Below are 17,558 nucleotides of genomic sequence, written 5' to 3'. Positions count from 1 at the left end.
ACCCGGAGACGACGACGGGCGGCAATGCGCTGAAATTCTATGCCTCGGTCCGGCTCGACATTCGCCGTACCGGCCAGATCAAGGATCGCGAGGACATCACCGGCAACACGACGCGGGTGAAGGTGGTGAAGAACAAGGTCGCCCCGCCGTTCAAGCAGGTCGAGTTCGACATCATGTATGGCGAAGGCATCTCGAAGATCGGCGAGATCCTCGACCTCGGCGTCAAGGCCGGCCTGGTCGAGAAGTCGGGCAGCTGGTTCTCCTACGACTCGGTGCGGATCGGGCAGGGGCGTGAGAACGCCAAGAACTATCTGCGCGAGAACCCCGACATGGCCGATCGCCTGGAACGGGCGATCCGCCAGCGGACCGAGCAGGTGGCTGAGGAGATGATGACCGGCCCCGATGCCGAGGACGATGCCTGACGATAAAAGGGGCTCGCCGGTGACGGCGGGCCCTTTGCTTTGGGCGGCGGGCGTTCGGGGGAGGGCGTAATGACGAGCGGACAGGATTGGCAGGGCCGGGTCGGCGATGTCTGGGCCGCCGAGTGGCAGCGGACGGAGCGGAGCTTTGCCGATCTCGCCCGCTCGCTCGACGCGGCCATCGCCAGCGTCGCGCCCGACCGGGGCCAGGCGCTGGACATCGGCAGCGGCGCGGGATCGACCAGCCTGGCATTGCAGGCTGTCCGGCCCGGCCTGCGGATCACCGGTGTCGACCTGTCGCCCGAATTGGTGGCGCTCGCCGGGAACCGGGCGGGGGATGTCACGGGCGCCAGGCCCCGCTTCCTGTGCGGCGATGCGATCGCCGTGGCGGATGGGGAAGGGCCGTTCGACCTGTTCGTCTCGCGCCACGGCGTCATGTTCTTCGACGATCCGGTGGTGGCTTTCCGCGCGTTACGCCTTGCGGCCAGCGACGCCGCCGCGATGGTCTTTTCCTGTTTTGACGCCCGCGAACGCAACGCCTTTGCGACCGTTGCGGACACCGCCGTCGGTGCCTCACCCGGACCAGAGACGGGCTATACACCAGGCCCCTTCGCGTTCGCCGACCAGTATCGCGTCGCGGACTGGCTCGAACAAGCGGGATGGCAACCCGACAGCGCGGCGCAGATCGCCTTCGACTATGTCGCGGGGCAGGGCGACGATCCGATCGAGGATGCCCTGTCCTTCCTGTCGCGTATCGGACCGGCCGCGCGCGCCATGGCCGCTTCGCCGGCGGATCGGATGCGGATCGGCGATGCCTTGCGGATCGCTTTGGCGCCCTATCAAATCGGGGACCGCATCGTCCTGCCCGCCTCCGCCTGGATTTGGCGGGCGTCGGCGAACCGCTCGGCCTGAAAAACGGGCTTGCCCCATGATCGGGGCGGGGGACTCCTGTCATCGCCTATCGGCAGGGGTGGCGGAGTAACCCGCCGGGGGCCGCAGCCCTAGCGACTGCCCGAACTTCGCCGCGAGGCGTGACGGGCCCGTAGCGGCCCGTGGTGCGTTATCGCCGCCGCTAATGGGGAACAGACATGACGCTCATCGTCCACCACCTGGAAAACAGCCGCTCCCAGCGCATCCTCTGGATGCTGGAGGAGCTTGGCCTGCCCTATGACATTCGCCACTACAAGCGCGATCCCAAGACGATGCTCGCGCCGCGCGAATTGCGCGCCGTCCACCCCCTCGGCAAATCGCCGGTCATCGAGGATGACGGGCTGGTGGTCGCGGAGACCGGCGCGATCATCGAATATCTGGTCGGCAAGGGCGACGGTCGCCTCGGCCCGCCGGCGCACCGCGAAGCGATGCAGCGCTGGCGCTTCTGGCTGCACTATGCGGAAGGGTCGCTGATGCCGCCGCTGTTCGTGTTGCTGGTGCTCAGTCGGATTCCGATGATGGGCAAGGCTGCGATGAAGCGGTTCCAGCCGATGGTCGACCGGCATCTCGACTATGTCGAAAGCGAACTGGCCAAGTCGCCCTGGTTCGCGGGCGACCAGATGACCGCAGCCGACATCATCATGAGCTTCCCGTTGGAGGCCGCCCGCGCGCGCGCCGGGTTGGATGAACGGCGGCCGGCCACCATCGCCTGGCTGGAGCGTATCCATGCCCGCCCCGCTTATCAGGCCGCGCTCGCGAAAGGCGGTCCCTATGCCTATGCGTGAGGCTTAGGGACCGGCGATCAATGCCCCCCGATCTGGCGGAAGCTGTCGGGGGCGGGTTCGGCCGGCGTGCCCGACGGGGCCTTGAGCGAGGCGACGTCGACCGGCTCGGGCGGATCGAGCGGCCCTTCCCATTTGGCGATCACCGCGCTCGCCACCGCATTGCCGATGACGTTGGTCGCCGAGCGGCCCATGTCGAGGAAATGATCGACCGCCAGGATCAGGAGCAAGCCGGCCTCGGGAATGTTGAACATCGGCATGGTCGCCGCGATCACCACCAGCGAGGCGCGCGGCACGCCCGCAATCCCCTTCGACGTGACCATCAGGACCAGCAGCATCGTGATCTGCTGCCCGATCGACAGGTCGATGCCATAGGCCTGCGCGATGAACAGCGCCGCGAACGTCATGTACATCATCGAGCCGTCGAGGTTGAACGAATAGCCCAGCGGCAGCACGAAACTGGCGATGCGCGGCGGCACGCCGAACCGGTCCAGCCCCTCAAGGATGCGGGGGTAAGCGGCCTCCGACGAGGCGGTCGAGAAGGCCAGGATCAGCGGCGCGCGGATATGCGCGAGCAGTTCGCGGATCTTGCCGCCGATGAACAGCGTCGCGACACCGATCAGGACCAGCCACAATAGGAACAGCCCCAGATAGAAGCTGCCCATGAAATAGGCGAGCTTGCCGATGACGCTGGGGCCGCGCTCGGCCAGCGTGCCGGCGACCGCGGCGAACACCGCGACGGGGGCGACGCGCATCACATAGTCGGTGACCTGCAACATCACCGCCACCAGCGCGTCGACCGCACGGACCAAAGGCGCGGCACGCTCGCCCACCGCCGTGATCGCGACGCCCAAGAACAGCGATCCGATGACGATCTGGAGCACCTCGTTGGTCGCCATCGCCTCGATCAGCGAGGCGGGGACGAGGTGGGTGACGAACTTCTGCAGGTCGAACCCGGCCTTCACCACGCCGCTATCGGCGGTGACGGCGGGCAGCGGCAGGTTGATGCCGACGCCCGGCTGGAGCAGGTTGACCAGGATCATGCCCAGGCTGAGCGAGACGAGGCTGGCCGACAGGAACCAGGCGAGCGAGCGGATGCCGATCCGCCCCAGCGCCTTGGTATCGCCCATCTGCGCGATGCCCGAGACCAGGGTCGCGAAGACCAGCGGCGCGATGATCATCTTGATCAGCCGCAGGAACAGCCCGGTGACGATCGCGAAATAGCCCGCGATCGTCTTCAACTGCTCGGTCGCGGCGGCGCTGCCGTCGTCGATCGACAGGTTGAGCGCCAAGCCGACGATCAGGCCGAGCACCAGCCCGATGAAGATGTACAAGGTCAGCCGCTTGGCCATGCATACCCCAATTTAGATTACGCGCGCGAGCCAAGGGCATTGCGGCGCTCAGGTCAAGAATTCTATCGTACCCGTCATGCAGACCCTGTTGTCCCGCCGCGCGCTGATCGCGGCCGCCGCCCTGCCGCTTCTCGTCCGGCCGGGCCTGTTGCGCGCCGCCGAACCCGATCTGTCGGCCTTGCGCGACATCACCACCGGCGCGGTCCCGATCGACGCGGCCGAACGCGCGCGGCGGCTGTCGCGCGCACAAGGCCTGATGAAGGCGAACGGCATCGGCGCGGTGCTGATCGAGCCGGGATCGAGCATGGTCTATTTCACCGGCGTGCGCTGGGGGCGGAGCGAAAGGCTGACCGCCGCGATCCTGCCGCTTGAGGGCGAGCCGTGCATCGTCACGCCCTTTTTCGAGGAACCCTCGGTTCGCGAGACACTCTCAGTCCCGGCCGAGGTGCGGGTGTGGCAAGAGGATCAGAACCCGCTGGCGGTCGTGGCGGGCTTCCTGCGTGATCGCAAGCTGGCCAGCCGGCCGGTCGGGATCGAGGAAACGGCCCGCTTCTTCGCCTTTGACGGTTTGCGAAAGGCGTTGCCTGACGCGCGCCTCGTGTCCGCCAATCCGGTGGTGCGCGGATGCCGGATGATCAAGACGCCCGGCGAGATCGCGCTGATGCAGGTGGCGACCGATGTGACGATGGCGGCCTATCGCTGGCTCCATCCGCGTGTCGAGGCGGGGATGACGGGCGCGGAGATCGGCGCGCTGATGAGTGCCGCGACCCGCAAGCTGGGCGGCGCGCCCGAATTCAGCATGGCGCTGATCGGCGAAGCCTCGGCCTATCCGCATGGCAGCAAGCAGGTCCACCGGGTGGCCGACGGGCAGGTCGTGCTGATGGACTGCGGCTGCACCGTGCAGGGCTATCAGTCCGACGTATCGCGCAGCTGGGTTCATGGCACCGCGACGGCCGAGCAGCGCAAGGTCTGGGATATGGTCGCGAAGGGCCAGCAAGTGGCGCGTGGGGCGGCGCGGATCGGCGCGCCGGCGGGCAGCATCGACGATGCGGTGCGGCGTTTCTACACCGCGCAAGGCTATGGCCCCGATTATCGCCTGCCGGGCCTGTCGCATCGCACCGGCCATGGCATCGGCATGGACGGGCACGAGCCGGTCAATCTGGTGCGTGGCGAGGCGACGCCGCTCGCACCGGGCATGTGTTTCTCCAACGAGCCGGGGCTATATCTGCCGGGCAAGTTCGGCATCCGGTTGGAGGATTGTTTCCACATGACCGAGACGGGGCCGATATGGTTCTCGCAGCCGCCCCGCTCGATCGACGCGCCGATCGGATGATCGCCGAACTGGACGCGCGCGGCTACGCCCTCGCGCCGACGCGTCTCGACGATGCGGCACTGGCGGAGTTGTCTGCATTGTTTGCCGACTGGCCCAGCGGCTGTCCGGGGCAGCGGATCGATCCGGCGCGGATCAAGGGGCTCTCGTTTGTCAGGCATATGTGTGCCGCTCTGGGCGCGGACTTTCGTCCCGTCCGGGCCATCCTGTTCGACAAGCAGGACGGTGCGAACTGGGCATTGGCATGGCATCAGGATCGCACCATCGAGGTCGCGGAGCGTCGCGACACGGATGGCTTCGGGCCATGGACCGTCAAGCAGGGGCGGGTGCATGTTGCGCCGCCCGTATCGCTGCTGGAGCGGATGCGGACCGTGCGCTTTCACCTCGACCCGGTGGATGCCGACAAGGCGCCGTTGCTGGTCTCACCAGGCTCGCATCGGCTGGGCCTCATTCCCGAAGCGGCGATCGGTGACGTCGTTGCCCGCCTTGGTGAAGCCATGTGTCTTGCCGACGTCGGATCGGTCTGGTTCTATCATACGCTGATCCTCCACGCCTCGGCCCGGTCCCGGCCCGGGCGGCATCGACGGGTCTTGCAAATCGATCTGTCGGCGGACGCCTTGCCCGGTGGCTTGCGCTGGGGTGCTGATGGCGAGAGGAGGGCGTCATGAACCCAACATCCTTTCTTCCCCCTGCTATGCATATCGACGCGACGGAGCGAGCCGAACGCGCGGGCGCTTGAGCGCGCGCGAAACCTCGCCTAAGCCCTGCGGCCATGACCTCGACCAACGACATCCGCCGCGGCTTTCTCGACTATTTCGGAAGCGAAGGGCACCAGATCGTGCCCTCCGCGCCGCTCGTGCCGCAGAACGACCCGACGCTGATGTTCGTGAATGCGGGCATGGTGCCGTTCAAGAACGTGTTCACCGGCCTGGAGTCGCGCCCCTATACCACCGCGACCAGCTCGCAGAAGTGCGTCCGCGCCGGGGGCAAGCATAACGATCTCGACAATGTCGGCTATACCGCGCGGCACCATACCTTCTTTGAAATGCTGGGCAATTTCTCGTTCGGCGACTATTTCAAGGAACAGGCGATCACCCATGCCTGGACCCTGCTGACCAAGGTCTGGGGTATTCCCGCCGACAAGCTGACCGCCACCGTCTATCACACCGATGACGAGGCGTTCGACCTGTGGAAGAAGATCGCGGGACTCCCTGAGCACAAAATCATCCGTATCCCGACCAAGGATAATTTCTGGGCTATGGGCGAGAACGGACCGTGCGGTCCGTGCTCCGAAATCTTCTACGATCACGGCGACCATATCTATGGCGGCCCGCCCGGCAGCCCTGAGGAGGATGGCGATCGATTCGTCGAGATCTGGAACCTGGTCTTCATGCAGTTCGAGCAGGAAGCCAATGAGATTGTCGGCGAACTGCCCAAGAAGTCGATCGACACCGGCATGGGGCTGGAGCGGATCGCCGCCGTCCTGCAGGGCGTGCACGACAATTACGACACCGACACCTTTAAGGCGCTGATCGCCGCCTCGTGCGAGCTGACCCACACCAAGGCCGAGGATGGCCAGAAGGCGTCGCATCGCGTGATCGCCGACCATCTGCGCTCGGCCGGCTTCCTGGTGGCGGACGGCGTGCTGCCCGCCAATGAAGGGCGCGGCTATGTCCTGCGTCGCATCATGCGCCGGGCGATGCGTCACGCGCATCTGCTGGGCGCCAAGGAGCCGTTGATGCACCGCTTGGTGCCTGCGCTGGTCGCCGAGATGGGCGCGGCCTATCCCGAGCTGGTCCGCGCGCAGCCGCTGATCGAAGCGACGCTTCGCCAAGAGGAAACCCGCTTCCGCCAGACGCTCGACAAGGGATTGAAGCTGCTCGACGAAGCCACCGCGGGCATGGCCCCCGGCGCGACGCTGGCGGGTGAGACGGCGTTCAAGCTCTACGACACCTATGGCTTCCCCTATGACCTGACCGAAGACGCGCTGCGCGCGCAGAACCTGTCGGTCGACCGGGCGGGCTTCGACGCCGCCATGGCCGAACAGAAGCGCGCCGCGCGTGCCGCCTGGAAGGGCTCGGGCGCGAAGGCATCGGATGACGTTTGGTTCGACATCGCCGAGGAAACCGGCTCGACCGAGTTTCTCGGCTATGCGTCGGACACCGGCGAGGGCGAAGTGCTCGCGCTGGTCAAGGACGGCGCGCGGGTCGAGAGCGCGGCGGCGGGCGACACCGTGTCGATCATCGTCAACCAGACGCCTTTCTATGGCGAGAGCGGCGGCCAGGTCGGCGATAGCGGCGCCATTTCCAGCGACACCGGGTTGAAGGCGGTCGTCACCGACACGTCCAAGCAACTGGGCCGCGTCTTCGTCCACAATGCCGAAATCCAGGAAGGCGGCATCAAGGTCGGGGACAGCGTGAAGCTGGCGATCGATACGAACCGCCGCGCCGCGATCCGCGCCAACCACTCGGCGACGCATCTGTTGCACGAGGCGCTGCGCCAGCGGCTGGGCACCCATGTCGCGCAGAAGGGTTCGCTGGTCGCGCCCGAACGGCTGCGCTTCGACTTCTCGCAGCCTGTCGGCATGACGGCCGACGACATCGCCGAGGTCGAGACGAAGGTAAACGAGCAGGTGCGCGGCAACGGTCCCGTCGTCACCCGCCTGATGACGCCCGATGAGGCGATCGAAATGGGCGCGATGGCGCTGTTCGGTGAGAAATATGGCGACGAGGTTCGCGTCGTGTCGATGGGCGAGGATGCCGATGGCACCTATAGCCTCGAACTCTGCGGCGGCACCCATGTCAACGCGCTGGGCGAGATCGGCGTGTTCAAGATCGTGTCCGAAGGCGCGGTGTCGAGCGGCGTGCGGCGCGTCGAGGCGCTGACCGGCGAGGGCGCGCGCGCGTACCTGTCGCACCGTGACGAGATGCTGAAAGCGGCCGCCGCCACGCTGAAGACCACGCCCGACGAGGTGCCCGCGCGCATCGCCGCACTAGTCGAGGATCGCCGCCGTCTGGAGCGCGAATTGGCCGAGGCCAAGAAGGCGCTCGCGATGGGCGGCGGGGCGGGGGGCGCGGCGGCCGGGCCGGAGCAGATCGGCGACGTGGCCTTCATCGGCCAGGTGCTCGACGGCTTCGAGGCCAAGGGACTGCGCGGTGCTGTGGACGATGCCAAGCAGCGTCTCGGCGGCTCGGGCGTCGCGGTCATGGTCGCGGTCAATGACGGCCGCGCCTCGGTCGCGGTCGGCGTCACCGACGACCTGACGGCCAAGCACAATGCGGTCGACCTGCTGCGCAAGGCGGTGGCGGCGCTGGGCGGGCAGGGTGGCGGCGGCCGTCCCGACATGGCCCAGGGCGGCGGCCCCGACGGCAGCAAGGGCGCAGAGGCGCTCCAGGCGGTGCGGGACGCGCTGACGGGGTAATCACGACCACGATCACGGGAGAGCGGTGATGGACAAGCGAGTACGCATAGCCCTGTTATCCTGGGCCTTACTGCTGATGCCATCGTCCCTCCCGGCGCAAACGGCGGCGCAGGCGGAGCAGGCCGGCGGCGATCACGTGGTGGTGACAGCGCGTCCGACGCCGCAGCGGCGCGAAGTCCGCAAGCAGATCGACGCGGCGATCGGCCCTATCCGATCCGACATGCCGATGATGCGGTTTCGAGAACCGGTGTGTATCGGGACAGCCGGATTGCCAAGCGCGGCGGGCGAGGAAATTCTGCGCCGCATGATGGCTGTCGTCGATTGGCTTGGCGTGCCGATGGCGCCAGATGGCTGCCGGCCCAATATCCTGATCCTGTTTGCCGACGATCCCCAGGCGCAGTTGCTACGCCTGCGCAGCCAATCGCCCCAGATTTTCGGGGACCTGACCCGGGAAGCGATCGGCCGGATCGTCAAGTCGCCGGGGCCGGTCTATGCTTGGAACGCGGCGATCAGGGTGTCGCGTGACGGCGACCAGCCGTTTCAGACGGACAACTGGTCGGAATTGAAAGTGGGCGCCGCGTCCCGTCTGCTGACTCCCATTCGGCAGGATATCGCGGGGTCCGTCGTCGTAATCGAAAAGAAGGCGCTGTTGGGCAAGACGCTGAACCAGATCGCCGACTTCGCCATCATGCGCGGCATGGCGGCGACCCGACCGGTGGAGGGGGCGGTGATGCCGACCATCCTGACGCTGTTCAACAAGGATGCGTCGCCACCGTTGGAGCTGACGGAGTTCGACCGTGGCCTGTTAGAGGGGCTTTATCGATCGCAACCCCATGCCCTGGCCTCTCAACAACGCGGCAATATGGTCCGGGACATCGATCGGGCAAAAACGATCGAATGAATCGCCCGGACGGAATGTCTTTCGGGAGGACGGGCCTCGGAGGGCTGATCCCGTCTTCCTGTCCCAAGCCGCTCGCTTCGCCAGGAACCATCACGCGGATTGCTACGCACCGCTCGGCAATGCCCGTTTTCGACCTGATCGTGGTCACGGGACATCGCTTGCTTCCACAGCGGGGGACCTGGAGGTGTCACGCCGCAATCCTGGGACATTCGGCGGGGCACGAACCGCCATCCCACGTGACCGGGCCGCCGTGCATCGGGTCGGGCTGGCGGGCGGCCGGCTTGGCCGTGCCACTTGCCGAGCGCATCCCGGATCATGCCGAACGGCCGGGCAACCGGCTGGGCAGCGAGACGTGCTGCTCGAACGTCCTGATCGTGGAACACGGCGCGGAGCAGATCGCATGGCTGGAGGACCATCGACCCGGCATATTCCGCAATCTGCCCCATATGGATATTCCAGCGATGACGGTCGTTCACTCGTGCCGGATCGACGGGATTTCCACGGTGCTGAATGTGTTCGCCGCTGATGCGGTCCCAACGAGGCTGATACCATTCGCTTTGGGGTATCCGCAGGCCATATATACGGGTCGGGGCAATCGGGGATCCGGGTTCCGATATGCAGAGATGGCATGTTTCGTCGAGGACGAAGCGGCAAAAGGAGAACCGATGCCATGAGCCCGCCCGGCGGACGCCGCGATCTGACCGCCGGTCCGATCGGGAAGACCTTGCTGTTGTTCGCCCTGCCGACCCTGGGGTCGAGCGTGCTGCAATCGCTCAACGGGTCGATCAATGCGATATGGATCGGCCAGTTTCTCGGTGCGCGGGCGCTGGCGGCGACGACCAACGCCAACATCATCATGTTCCTGCTGGTCGCCGCGACGTTCGGCTTCGGCATGGCGGCGACGATCCTCATCGGGCAGAATATGGGGCGGCGCGATGTCGATGCCGCGCGGCGAGTGCTGGGTAGTGCGCTGGGGCTGTTCGTCGTCATCTCGGTGGCGACGGTGTTTGTCGGCTGGCTGGCCGCCCCGGCCATATTGCGCGCGCTGGCGACGCCGGCCGAGGTCTATCCGCTCGCCCTGGCGTATCTGCGGATCATCTTCATCGCCATGCCGCCGGGGTTCATCTCGGTCCTTTTCACCATGGCGCTGCGCGGCGTGGGCGACTCGATCACGCCGCTGAAGTTCATGGCGCTGGGCTCGGTGCTCGATGTCGCCCTCAACCCGGTTTTCATCCTGGGGCTGGGGCCGATACCCGCGCTCGGCATCCAGGGGTCGGCGGTGGCGACGCTGATCGCCAACAGCGCGTCGCTGATCGGGCTGATCGGCTTCATCTATGCCCGCGACCTGGTGGTGCGATTGCGCGGCGCGGAGTGGCGCTATCTGCTGCCCAGCGGCGGGCTGCTGAAGACGATCGTGGTCAAGGGCTTTCCGATGGGGCTCCAGATGCTGGTGGTCTCCACCTCGGCGCTGGCGATGATGGGACTGGTCAACCGGCACGGTACCGCGACGACCGCCGCCTATGGCGCCGCGAACCAGCTTTGGACCTATATCCAGATGCCGGCGATGGCGGTGGGTGCCGCGGTCAGCGCGATGGCGGCGCAGAATATCGGGGCGGGCCAGTGGGATCGGGTCGATCACATCACGCGGGCGGGCCTGCGCATGAACCTGTTGCTGACGGGCGCGCTGGTGTTGATCGTGACGCTCCTCGACCGGCATGTGCTGTGGCTGTTCCTGGGCAGCGCGCCGGCGGCGATCGACATCGCCACCCGGATCAACCTGATCGCGGGGTGGAGCTTCATCCTGTTCGGCGTGTCGATGGTATTGGCCGCGACCGTGCGCGCGAACGGCGCGGTGGTCGGGCCGCTCGTCATTCTGGCGATCGCCATGTTCCCGATCCGCTTCGGCCTCGCCTATGCGCTATCGCCGTCGCTGGGGGCGGATGCGATCTGGTGGAGCTTTCCGGCCGGGTCGCTGGCCTCGATGCTGATGACCATCGGCTTTTACCGTCATGGCGGCTGGCGCAAGGGACAGCTGGCCAGCCAGGCCGATGATTGTCACGAACAGGCGCTGGCGGAGGGACAGCCGACCAACAAGGCCATGCCGGTCGGCTAGGCCTGGTGGCGATCAGGCGGGGGCCATCACCTCGATGATCCCCGCCGCGATCCGCGCGGTGACGGGCGTGCGGGCCAGTACCTCGCCATCGATCGAGATGGGCAGCGGCGGGATGGTGTTGATCTTGATTTCCCGGCCCCGGAATTCGCGCACCTTTTCGCGGCGATAGTCGCTGCGCAGGATGCTGGCCGCCCAATTGGCGAGCAGCCGGCGCTTTACATGGCCGCACACCGCCTGCACCACGATCTCGCCCGAGTCGACCGTTGCGGATTCCACCAGCTCGGTGCCGCCATGATAGGGGCCGTTCGAGATACGGACCTCGACGACACGCAGCCGCTCGCGCTGTCCATCCTGCTCCACGATCAGCGTGAAGGGGCGAAAGCGCAGGAACTGATAGGCCGCCCAGCCGAGATAGCCCAGCCGCCCGGCGACTTTCTTCAGGCCATGGGGCACCGTCTCGGCGATCTTGGGGCTGATCCCCATCGCGGCGCAATTGGCGTAATAATCCTTGTCTATCATGCCCAAGTCGATGCGGCGCGGCCGGCCGGTACGGATCACCTCCACCGCGCCGTCGATGTCGAGGGGGATGCCCAGCGAACGGACGAAGCTGTTCGCGGTGCCCAGCGGCAGCACGCCCAGCATCACGTCATGACCGACCATCAGGTCGACCAAGCCGCTGACCGTGCCGTCGCCCCCGCCCAGGATCAGAAGATCGGGCTTGGCGGCCAGGAGTTCGCGGACCGTCGGCTCCAGATCCTTCGGGTCCTCGACCGCGCGCGCGTCGACCGGATAGGGCAGGTCGGACAGCGCCGCGCAGGCGCGACGAAACAGCGTCTGGCCACGCCGGGATTTGGCGTTCACCACCATCGCGGCCGATCGTATCTCTCTCAACCTGGATTCCTTTCGTTCGCGCAACGCTTGGCAAGCCGGGTACGATCCCCCAAATGCCAATATGATGACCGCTTCCTACCCCGCGCTTCGCCTTCGCCGTACCCGCGCCTCCGCATGGAGCCGGCGGCTTCATGCCGAGACGGTGCTGACCCCGGCCGATCTGATCTGGCCGCTGTTCGTGACCGAGGGGCAGGGGGTCGAGGAACCGATCGCCAGCCTGCCCGGTGTGTCGCGCTGGTCGCTCGACGGGATCGTCGCGCGCGCGCGCGAGGCGGCCGATCTGGGTATTCCGTGCCTGGCGCTGTTCCCCAATACGCCGTCGCACCTGCGCAGCGAAGACGGGCGCGAGGCGCTGAACCCCGACAATCTGATGTGCCGGGCGATTCGCGCGATCAAGGATGCGGTGCCCGGCATCGGGGTGCTGACCGATGTCGCGCTCGATCCCTATACGACCCATGGCCATGACGGGCTGGTCGATGCCGCCGGCTATGTCGTCAATGACAGCACCGCCGAGGCGTTGGTCCAGCAGGCGTTGACCCAGGCGCGCGCGGGGTCGGACGTGATCGCCCCGTCGGACATGATGGACGGACGGATCGGCATGATCCGTGCCGCACTGGAGGCTGAGGGCTTCGCCAATGTCCAGATCATGGCCTATGCCGCCAAATATGCGAGCGCCTTTTACGGCCCGTTCCGCGATGCGGTGAACACGCGCGGCCTGTTGAAGGGCGACAAGAAGACCTATCAGATGGATCACGCCAATGCCGAGGAAGCGCTCCGCGAGGTCGCGCTCGACCTGGCTGAGGGCGCCGACAGCGTCATGGTGAAGCCGGGTCTGCCCTATCTCGACATCATCCGCCGGGTGAAGGAGGAATTCCGTGTGCCCACCTTCGCCTATCAGGTGTCGGGCGAGTATGCGATGATCGAGACGGCGGTAGCCGCCGGCGCCGCCGACCGCGATGCGATGGTGCTGGAGACGCTGATGGCGTTCAAGCGGGCGGGATGTTCGGGGGTGCTGACCTATCATGCCGCCCATGCCGCACGTCTGCTGAACGCCTGACAATCCGCGTCGCCGCCCCGCCCGTCATGTCCGGTTCGATACCCGCACGTCTGGCGCGTACGATGTTCGTCGCCACGATCCTGACGGGATCGTTCCTGTTGTTCCTGGTCCAGCCGATGGTGGCGCGCATGGCGTTGCCCCGGCTGGGCGGCGCGCCGGCGGTGTGGAACTCGGCGATGCTGGTCTATCAGGCGTTGCTGCTCGGCGGCTATGCCTATGCCCATGTGCTGGGGCGGTGGCGGCCGCGCGTGCAGGCGGCGATCCATGGCGGCGTACTGTTGCTTGCGGCCTTGTGGTTGCCGATCGGGCTGATCACCGTCCAGCCGCCGGCCGATGCCGAACCGGCCATTTGGGTACCCTGGCTGCTCGGCCTGTCGATCGGGCCGTTATTCTTCGCCGTGTCGGCGCAGGCCCCGCTGATCCAGCGCTGGTTCGCGCTCGCCGAGCCCGGGCGCAACCCCTATGCGCTCTATGCCGCGTCTAATCTGGGCAGCTTTGCCGGGCTGATCGCCTATCCGCTGTTGGTCGAGCCGACCATGGCGCTGCATGCGCAAAGCCTGATGTGGAGCGCGGGCTATGGCCTGCTCGCCCTTCTCGTGCTGGCCTGTGCGATGCGGTTGCCGGCGGTGCCGCGCGGTGAGCCGGCCGTGGCCGTGCCATCGGCCGCGCCCCCGCCGCGACGGATCGCTTATTGGACGGCATTGGCGGCGGTCCCGTCCGGGCTGGTGCTGGCGACGTCGACCTATATCACCACCGATATCGTCGCGATGCCGCTGTTGTGGGTGCTGCCGCTCGGGCTTTACCTGCTGAGTTTCATCATCGCCTTCGCGACGCGGCGCGGGGTGGCCGATACGCTGACCCGCGTCGCCCCGGTGACGCTGCTGCTGTTCGGCGGCATCATCATGGACGGCCATCCGCAACGCCCCTATTTTAACGCCGCCGTCGCACTGCTCCTGCTGTTCATGGTGTCGGTTGCGCTTCATACCGCGCTGTACCGGGCGCGGCCGGCGGCGGATCGGCTGACCGGCTTCTACCTGTGGATGGCGGTCGGCGGCGCGCTGGGTGGCGTGTTCACCGGCATGGCGGCGCCGGTCCTGTTCGACTGGACCTATGAATATCCGTTGCTGATCTTGGCGGCGGGGGCGTTGATCCCGCAGATGTTCATGACGGAGGGCCTGCGCCGATGGTGGTGGCGGCATCACCGGGTCATGCTGATCGCGCTGACCATCGTGATCGGACTGTTGCTCGACCTCAGGCTCGTCGGGCCGCCCGAATGGTTCGGCGAGGAACGGCAGGGCAGGGCGTTCCTGGTGATCGCGCTGCTGGGTTTCCTGACGATCGGCGCGCGGATCGGGTTCACGCTGTTATTGGCGGGGGCGCTGGTGATGTTCGGCGGCTACCGTGCGCTGTCACTATCGCTCGAACATGACGCGCGCATGCGCAGCTATTTCGGGGTCTATACCGTGCGCGACGGTGCCGGTTATCGCGAGCTCGATCATGGATCGACGGTCCATGGCATCCAGTTGCGTGGATCGGTACAGCGCGAGCGGACGCCCACCACCTATTACGCGCCCTATTCGGGTGTCGGGCGCGCCATGCGCGCGGCGCCCGCCATTTACGGCCCGGGTGCGCGGATCGGGGTGGTCGGGCTGGGGACCGGCACGCTTGCCTGCTATGCGCGGCCGGGTCAGGTCTGGCGCTTCTATGAGATCGACCCGGTCATCGTCCGCATCGCGCGCGATACGGGCCAGTTCACCTATCTGCGCCAATGCCGACCGCGCGCGCTGATCCGCATCGGCGACGCCCGGATCCGGTTGAGCCAGGAAGCGTCGGCGAGCCTCGACCTCCTCGCGCTCGACGCCTTTTCGTCCGATGCGGTGCCCGCGCACCTGCTGACGCGTGAGGCGTTCCAGACCTATGGCCGCGTCCTGTCGCGGCGTGGCCTGCTGCTGATCCATATCTCCAACCGCTTCGTCGACCTGGAGCCGGTCGTGGCGGCGGCGGGTCGTGACGGCGGCTGGATCGTGCGCAAGATGCACTATATCCCGTCCGAACTGGACCGCGAGGCGCAGGCGACCAGCTCGGTCTGGCTGGCGCTGTCGCGCGATGCCGGTACCATGACGGCGCTGGAGACCCAGGGCGGCGACTGGGCCCCTGCCACCGCCCCGGCGAGGCTGAAGCCCTGGACCGACGATTATTCGACGGTCCTGCCGTTCATCAATCGGTTCTGAGCGGGTCAGGCGGCGGACAGGCCGGCCGACAGCGTATCGATCTGCTGCCCCTGTCGCGCGACGGCCTGCGCGATGCGGGCCCGCAACGCCACGAGCGCGGGATAATCGGGTTGCAATTCGGCCGCTCGGGCGATGGCGAGGTCATCGACCTCGGCCAGCATCGCCGAGCTACGGGCGCGAATCTCGTCGAGCGTCGCCAAATCGGTCTGCGCGGTCAGCCAGGCTTCGCTGCCCGCCGCTTGCCCGCGCGCCTTATGGGCGCTGGCACGCGCCTGGTCATGCCCCTTGGCGAATTCCTGCTCGATGGCCTGCAACCTGTCGCCGATCTGCGCGATGCGCTGGTCCAGCGCGGGATCGGGCTTCAGGACGGCCGGCGCGACGACCGGTTCGGCGAAGCCCTGCTTTTCCGCAGGGCGGACCGCCAGCGACGGATAGGCGGCGGTATCCCGCGAACAACCGCCAAGTGCGGCACCCAACAGGCCCAGGATCACCAGCGGCATGGCGGCCGGACGGCGGCGGAAGGAAAGATCGATCATTACGGATACCCTAGACGCGGCGAGGCCCGCAGGCAAAATGCCGCAAAGGGCAAAGCGTGCCGCGCGCGAAGAAATTGTGGATAACCGCGCAAAATCCCCTTGCCACGATCCGAAACGACTTCTATCAGCCCACCTCCACAGCGCGCCCGTAGCTCAGCTGGATAGAGCATCAGACTACGAATCTGAGGGTCGGACGTTCGAATCGTTCCGGGCGCGCCAGTGGATCATATCCGGTCTTGATAGACCCATGCGCGCCCGTAGCTCAGCTGGATAGAGCATCAGACTACGAATCTGAGGGTCGGACGTTCGAATCGTTCCGGGCGCGCCATTTCTTCCTGACATCGCCGATCTATCGTGGTCCGCCCCTTGGCCGGATTGGTTTGCGACCCCGACACCCATGGCCGGGGCCGCCGGCCGCCGGCCGCCGGCCGCGATCAGCGCCAGCCGAGCGCGGGGGCGATGTGGCGCAGGATGTTCTCGATCACATGCGCGTTATAGGCCACCCCAAGCTGGTTGGGGACGGTCAGCAACAGCGTATCGGCCTCGGCGATCGCTTCGTCGGCGCGCAGCTGTTCGATCAGCCGCTCGGGCTCGGCGGCATAGGAGCGACCGAACACGGCGCGCATGTTATCGATGACCCCGACCTGGTCGCTGCTGTCGTCACGGCCGAAATAGGCGCGGTCCTGATCGGTGGTCAGCGCGAAGATCGAGCGGGAAACCGACACGCGCGGTGCACGCGGGTGGCCGGCGGCGGTCCAGGCGTCGCGATAGGCGCGGATCTGCCTGGCCTGCTGGACATGGAACGGCTCGCCGCTCTCATCGGCCTTCAGCGTCGAGCTTTGCAGGTTCATGCCGTGCCTCGCCGCCCAGATCGCGGTGGCGTTCGACGCCGATCCCCACCAGATCCGGTCGCGCAGGCCCTCCGAATGCGGCTCCAGCCGCAAAAGCCCCGGCGGGCTGGGAAACATCGGGCGCGGATTGGGCTTGGCGAAACCCTGACCCTTCAGCAGGTGCAGGAACACCTCGGCATGACGGCGGCCCAGATCGGCATCGGTCTCACCCTCGGCGGGGGCATAGCCGAAATGGCGCCACCCCTCGATCACCTGTTCAGGCGAACCGCGGCTGATCCCCAGTTGCAGACGCCCGCCGCTGATCAGGTCCGCCGCCCCCGCATCCTCGACCATGTACAAGGGGTTCTCATAGCGCATGTCGATGACGCCGGTCCCGATCTCGATTCGGGAGGTCCGTGCACCGACGGCGGCGAGCAGCGGGAAGGGCGAGGCGAGTTGCTGCGCGAAATGATGGACCCGGAAATAGGCGCCGTCCGCCCCCAGTTCCTCCGCCGCGACCGCCAGATCGATCGACTGGAGCAACACGTCCTGCGCCGAACGCGTGGCGGATTGGGGCGAGGCCGACCAGTGGCCGAATGACAGGAAGCCGATCTTCTTCATGCCAATGAGATAGGCGCGTCACGTCCAAATGGCATGCACCGTTTCGCGAAACGCAGATTTTCGCGTCAGTACCGCCACCATGTGTCTCGGCCGCATCGCACCGATATGAACCATAAGGGGACAGGAATTGATTCCCTCGCGAAA

14 protein-coding genes, 2 tRNA genes and 1 pseudogene are annotated in these 17,558 nt (G+C 66.7%); 13 read left to right on the top strand and 4 right to left on the bottom strand.

Annotated elements, in window-relative coordinates; translation table 11 throughout:
• The 3 genes and pseudogenes from ACQKJZ_RS00750 to ACQKJZ_RS00740 form a co-directional block, all read left to right on the top strand.
• Nucleotides 1-422: pseudogene (locus ACQKJZ_RS00750) on the top strand (recombinase RecA); the annotation flags it as partial.
• A 69-nt stretch (nt 423-491) separates the two neighbouring features.
• Entirely contained in the window at nt 492-1,331 is an 840-nt protein-coding gene (locus ACQKJZ_RS00745; protein ID WP_427729632.1) for a class I SAM-dependent methyltransferase, read from the top strand.
• A 176-nt stretch (nt 1,332-1,507) separates the two neighbouring features.
• Nucleotides 1,508-2,134, top strand: a complete 627-nt coding sequence (locus ACQKJZ_RS00740; protein WP_427729631.1) for a glutathione S-transferase family protein — start codon at nt 1,508-1,510, stop codon at nt 2,132-2,134.
• A gap of 17 nt (nt 2,135-2,151) precedes the next feature.
• On the opposite strand, the gene ACQKJZ_RS00735 is transcribed toward ACQKJZ_RS00740, so the two are convergent.
• Entirely contained in the window at nt 2,152-3,483 is a 1,332-nt protein-coding gene (locus tag ACQKJZ_RS00735; protein ID WP_427729630.1) for a dicarboxylate/amino acid:cation symporter, read from the bottom strand.
• A 76-nt stretch (nt 3,484-3,559) separates the two neighbouring features.
• Between ACQKJZ_RS00735 and ACQKJZ_RS00730 the strand changes: the two genes are divergently transcribed.
• The 6 genes from ACQKJZ_RS00730 to ACQKJZ_RS00705 all read left to right on the top strand — a co-directional run bounded on the left by ACQKJZ_RS00730 (nt 3,560) and on the right by ACQKJZ_RS00705 (nt 11,248).
• Nucleotides 3,560-4,816, top strand: a complete 1,257-nt coding sequence (locus ACQKJZ_RS00730; RefSeq protein ID WP_427729629.1) for a M24 family metallopeptidase — start codon at nt 3,560-3,562, stop codon at nt 4,814-4,816.
• On the top strand, nt 4,813-5,481 hold the full coding sequence (locus tag ACQKJZ_RS00725; RefSeq protein ID WP_427729628.1) for a phytanoyl-CoA dioxygenase family protein: 669 nt from the start codon (nt 4,813-4,815) through the stop codon (nt 5,479-5,481). The genes ACQKJZ_RS00730 and ACQKJZ_RS00725 overlap by 4 nt, the downstream gene beginning before the upstream one ends.
• A gap of 104 nt (nt 5,482-5,585) precedes the next feature.
• On the top strand, nt 5,586-8,234 hold the full coding sequence (alaS, locus tag ACQKJZ_RS00720) for an alanine--tRNA ligase (RefSeq protein ID WP_427729627.1): 2,649 nt from the start codon (nt 5,586-5,588) through the stop codon (nt 8,232-8,234).
• 28 nt (nt 8,235-8,262) lie between these two features.
• The gene (locus tag ACQKJZ_RS00715) at nt 8,263-9,135 is read left to right on the top strand and encodes a hypothetical protein (protein WP_427729626.1); all 873 of its coding nucleotides are present in this window, start codon (nt 8,263-8,265) and stop codon (nt 9,133-9,135) included.
• 281 nt (nt 9,136-9,416) lie between these two features.
• The gene (locus tag ACQKJZ_RS00710) at nt 9,417-9,809 is read left to right on the top strand and encodes a hypothetical protein (protein ID WP_427729625.1); all 393 of its coding nucleotides are present in this window, start codon (nt 9,417-9,419) and stop codon (nt 9,807-9,809) included.
• Nucleotides 9,806-11,248, top strand: a complete 1,443-nt coding sequence (locus ACQKJZ_RS00705; protein ID WP_427729624.1) for an MATE family efflux transporter — start codon at nt 9,806-9,808, stop codon at nt 11,246-11,248. Before ACQKJZ_RS00710 ends, ACQKJZ_RS00705 begins: the two co-directional genes overlap by 4 nt.
• Nucleotides 11,249-11,260: 12 nt before the next feature.
• Here ACQKJZ_RS00705 and ACQKJZ_RS00700 read toward each other — a convergent pair whose 3' ends face one another.
• Nucleotides 11,261-12,115 (bottom strand): diacylglycerol/lipid kinase family protein, encoded by an 855-nt coding sequence (locus ACQKJZ_RS00700; protein ID WP_427729635.1) that lies wholly within the window; start codon nt 12,113-12,115, stop codon nt 11,261-11,263.
• 88 nt (nt 12,116-12,203) lie between these two features.
• Here ACQKJZ_RS00700 and hemB point away from each other — a divergent pair, with 88 nt between their 5' ends.
• Entirely contained in the window at nt 12,204-13,196 is a 993-nt protein-coding gene (gene hemB, locus ACQKJZ_RS00695) for a porphobilinogen synthase (RefSeq protein WP_427729634.1), read from the top strand.
• A gap of 26 nt (nt 13,197-13,222) precedes the next feature.
• The gene (locus ACQKJZ_RS00690; protein ID WP_427729623.1) at nt 13,223-15,427 is read left to right on the top strand and encodes a spermidine synthase; all 2,205 of its coding nucleotides are present in this window, start codon (nt 13,223-13,225) and stop codon (nt 15,425-15,427) included.
• 5 nt (nt 15,428-15,432) lie between these two features.
• On the opposite strand, the gene ACQKJZ_RS00685 is transcribed toward ACQKJZ_RS00690, so the two are convergent.
• Nucleotides 15,433-15,963, bottom strand: coding sequence for a hypothetical protein (locus ACQKJZ_RS00685; RefSeq protein ID WP_427729622.1), 531 nt, complete (start codon nt 15,961-15,963; stop codon nt 15,433-15,435).
• Between the two features lie 142 nt (nt 15,964-16,105).
• On the opposite strand from ACQKJZ_RS00685, the gene ACQKJZ_RS00680 reads away from it, so the two are divergent.
• Nucleotides 16,106-16,182: transfer RNA gene (locus tag ACQKJZ_RS00680), tRNA-Arg, on the top strand.
• 32 nt (nt 16,183-16,214) lie between these two features.
• Nucleotides 16,215-16,291 (top strand) — tRNA-Arg (locus ACQKJZ_RS00675).
• A 106-nt stretch (nt 16,292-16,397) separates the two neighbouring features.
• Here ACQKJZ_RS00675 and ACQKJZ_RS00670 read toward each other — a convergent pair.
• Nucleotides 16,398-17,414: an LLM class flavin-dependent oxidoreductase gene (locus tag ACQKJZ_RS00670; RefSeq protein WP_427729621.1), complete on the bottom strand. Its 1,017-nt coding sequence runs from the start codon at nt 17,412-17,414 to the stop codon at nt 16,398-16,400.
• Between the last annotated feature and the right edge of the window lie 144 nt (nt 17,415-17,558).

This window comes from Sphingomonas sp. NPDC019816 (assembly GCF_050274375.1).
Lineage (GTDB): Bacteria > Pseudomonadota > Alphaproteobacteria > Sphingomonadales > Sphingomonadaceae > Sphingomonas.
The sequence above is the reverse complement of the archived record's forward strand: the minus strand, read 5'-3'. Positions and strand labels throughout refer to the sequence as shown.

Bases quoted from the DNA above. Each gene is read 5' to 3' on its own strand.
- ACQKJZ_RS00725 (WP_427729628.1), top strand. From the start codon at position 4,813: ATGATCGCCGAACTGGACGCGCGCGGCTACGCCCTCGCGCCGACGCGT.
- alaS (WP_427729627.1), top strand. From the start codon at position 5,586: ATGACCTCGACCAACGACATCCGCCGCGGCTTTCTCGACTATTTCGGA.
- ACQKJZ_RS00730 (WP_427729629.1), top strand. From the start codon at position 3,560: ATGCAGACCCTGTTGTCCCGCCGCGCGCTGATCGCGGCCGCCGCCCTG.
- ACQKJZ_RS00715 (WP_427729626.1), top strand. From the start codon at position 8,263: ATGGACAAGCGAGTACGCATAGCCCTGTTATCCTGGGCCTTACTGCTG.
- ACQKJZ_RS00745 (WP_427729632.1), top strand. From the start codon at position 492: ATGACGAGCGGACAGGATTGGCAGGGCCGGGTCGGCGATGTCTGGGCC.
- ACQKJZ_RS00740 (WP_427729631.1), top strand. From the start codon at position 1,508: ATGACGCTCATCGTCCACCACCTGGAAAACAGCCGCTCCCAGCGCATC.
- ACQKJZ_RS00705 (WP_427729624.1), top strand. From the start codon at position 9,806: ATGAGCCCGCCCGGCGGACGCCGCGATCTGACCGCCGGTCCGATCGGG.
- ACQKJZ_RS00690 (WP_427729623.1), top strand. From the start codon at position 13,223: ATGTCCGGTTCGATACCCGCACGTCTGGCGCGTACGATGTTCGTCGCC.
- ACQKJZ_RS00735 (WP_427729630.1), bottom strand. From the start codon at position 3,483: ATGGCCAAGCGGCTGACCTTGTACATCTTCATCGGGCTGGTGCTCGGC.
- ACQKJZ_RS00670 (WP_427729621.1), bottom strand. From the start codon at position 17,414: ATGAAGAAGATCGGCTTCCTGTCATTCGGCCACTGGTCGGCCTCGCCC.
- hemB (WP_427729634.1), top strand. From the start codon at position 12,204: ATGACCGCTTCCTACCCCGCGCTTCGCCTTCGCCGTACCCGCGCCTCC.
- ACQKJZ_RS00700 (WP_427729635.1), bottom strand. From the start codon at position 12,115: ATGGTGGTGAACGCCAAATCCCGGCGTGGCCAGACGCTGTTTCGTCGC.
- ACQKJZ_RS00685 (WP_427729622.1), bottom strand. From the start codon at position 15,963: ATGATCGATCTTTCCTTCCGCCGCCGTCCGGCCGCCATGCCGCTGGTG.